The organism is Moorena sp. SIO4A1 (genome assembly GCF_010672065.1).
Classification (GTDB): domain Bacteria; phylum Cyanobacteriota; class Cyanobacteriia; order Cyanobacteriales; family Coleofasciculaceae; genus Moorena.
Genome location: NZ_JAAHHX010000658.1, coordinates 1 through 1,532 on the forward strand (window position 1 = coordinate 1; position 1,532 = coordinate 1,532).

At 37.0% G+C, this 1,532-nt stretch carries 1 protein-coding gene and 1 pseudogene; one reads left to right on the top strand and one right to left on the bottom strand.

What is annotated here, in order from left to right:
* Positions 1-243: 243 nt before the first annotated feature.
* Positions 244-1,304, bottom strand: a pseudogene (locus tag F6K53_RS41640) (ISKra4 family transposase).
* An 89-nt stretch (positions 1,305-1,393) separates the two neighbouring features.
* Between F6K53_RS41640 and F6K53_RS41645 the strand changes: the two are divergent.
* A partial coding sequence (locus tag F6K53_RS41645; RefSeq protein ID WP_293086266.1) for a helix-turn-helix domain-containing protein occupies positions 1,394-1,532 on the top strand: 139 nt, incomplete at its 3' end.

The window sequence follows — 1,532 nt, forward strand, 5'->3', positions numbered from 1 at the left end:
GCTTTATTTAAATAAAACATAAAAGAGACTGTTAATCGGCATTTATGTCCTACACTGTAAAGTGCGGGGCAGTGTGCTATTAGTATTTTGAATAGAGTTGGATTTAATGGGCGAGTTCTATTATAATCCCTCAACTAGGCCACATCTGTGAATAACTTCATTAGTTTTGGGATAATTCACACGTCCGATAAGAGTGAGTTTTATCGTTAGTTAATGAAGCGTGTTTTTACTGAAAACCTGCTACTAAAGATTGTTATTGAGATAAGCACATCGATGTTTGAGAACTTGAGGCACATTTTCAGGTTTCCACTGTGCTCCAGAAATCTTCAGTCGTCGGTCAATTTGTTTGACTGTAGATTCAACAGCTCCTGAAGCAATGGAACAAATTGACTGCTCTTGATAGTATTTATAGTTAATAATACGCTCTCGATGAGTCTCTAAATAATTACAGAAGTTTTCGGCTTGTTTTTTCTTCAAAGGAGAAATCAAGTTAAGAGTTTCATCAACGTTACCTGACCACAATAAACTTTTGGCTTTTTTCAATCTTTTCAGTGAACCACCGACCTTATGTAAATTTTCAACTAAGTGAAACCAATCAAGAATTTCCCGTTTTTCTCCTGGACAATTAAATTGTTTAAAAATATTCCCAATCCCAGGATGCCCGTCCCCCAGGCAATTCAGTGGGTCTGATCACGGTTGCTCATTCACCCAATTTATTAATTCCTCATTTTCTGAAAACCAAGCTTTTCTCGTGGATTTATTCACACAGATTGCCTTATAATCTTTCCAGAGACAAGGTTCTCCTTTTTTTGGCGTTCTTAACCTTACTTTTCCTCCATCTACACTCACTTCTTCAATATCTTTACTACAGTCATTGTCAGTAAAATTATAACGATGTACTAGTCTTTGTTGTGTTTTTGCTGAGATTTTCATTCCTGTATAGTACTCAATATCTCTGGCAGCATTCTCATAAGATACATTGGCGCTTGCTCGAACACAACACTGCTCTAAAAACGGACTTATTCTTTGGTTAGTTTCGATATTTAATCGGATGGCTTGCTTTTCGGTTATTGGTAATTTTCCAATGATACTCTTTAATGTTCTCAGTCTTCCGGCCTCGGTTTTTGTTGTTTCTTTGATAAAAAAAAACCGATTTTTGGTGTGATATACTCTAAAGTTTTCTCTCTCACAGTTTCTTCTATTCCCGCCATTGTGTCTAGTTTGGTCGGATCAGAGTCCTCATAAAGAATCTTGGCAATTGCTTGAAGATACTCGTTGAGCTCTTTTTGCTTTTCAGGGGTCATTTTGGGATTAATTCTTAATTTTTTAGGTAGCTTGACACAGATAACCTCAATTTACTCATTTTGTCAAGTAGTTCATTTGTTCTGCAAGTTTGACCTGCTCCCACCCTGAACAGCGAGCAATTGTCCGCCACTGGTTTGGGGTATCCCGTTACGTTTTCAATAAGACCGTCAAAATACTCGAAAATGGCGAAGTTAAAGCAAATTGGAAAGCCATGAAAACTGGTATTA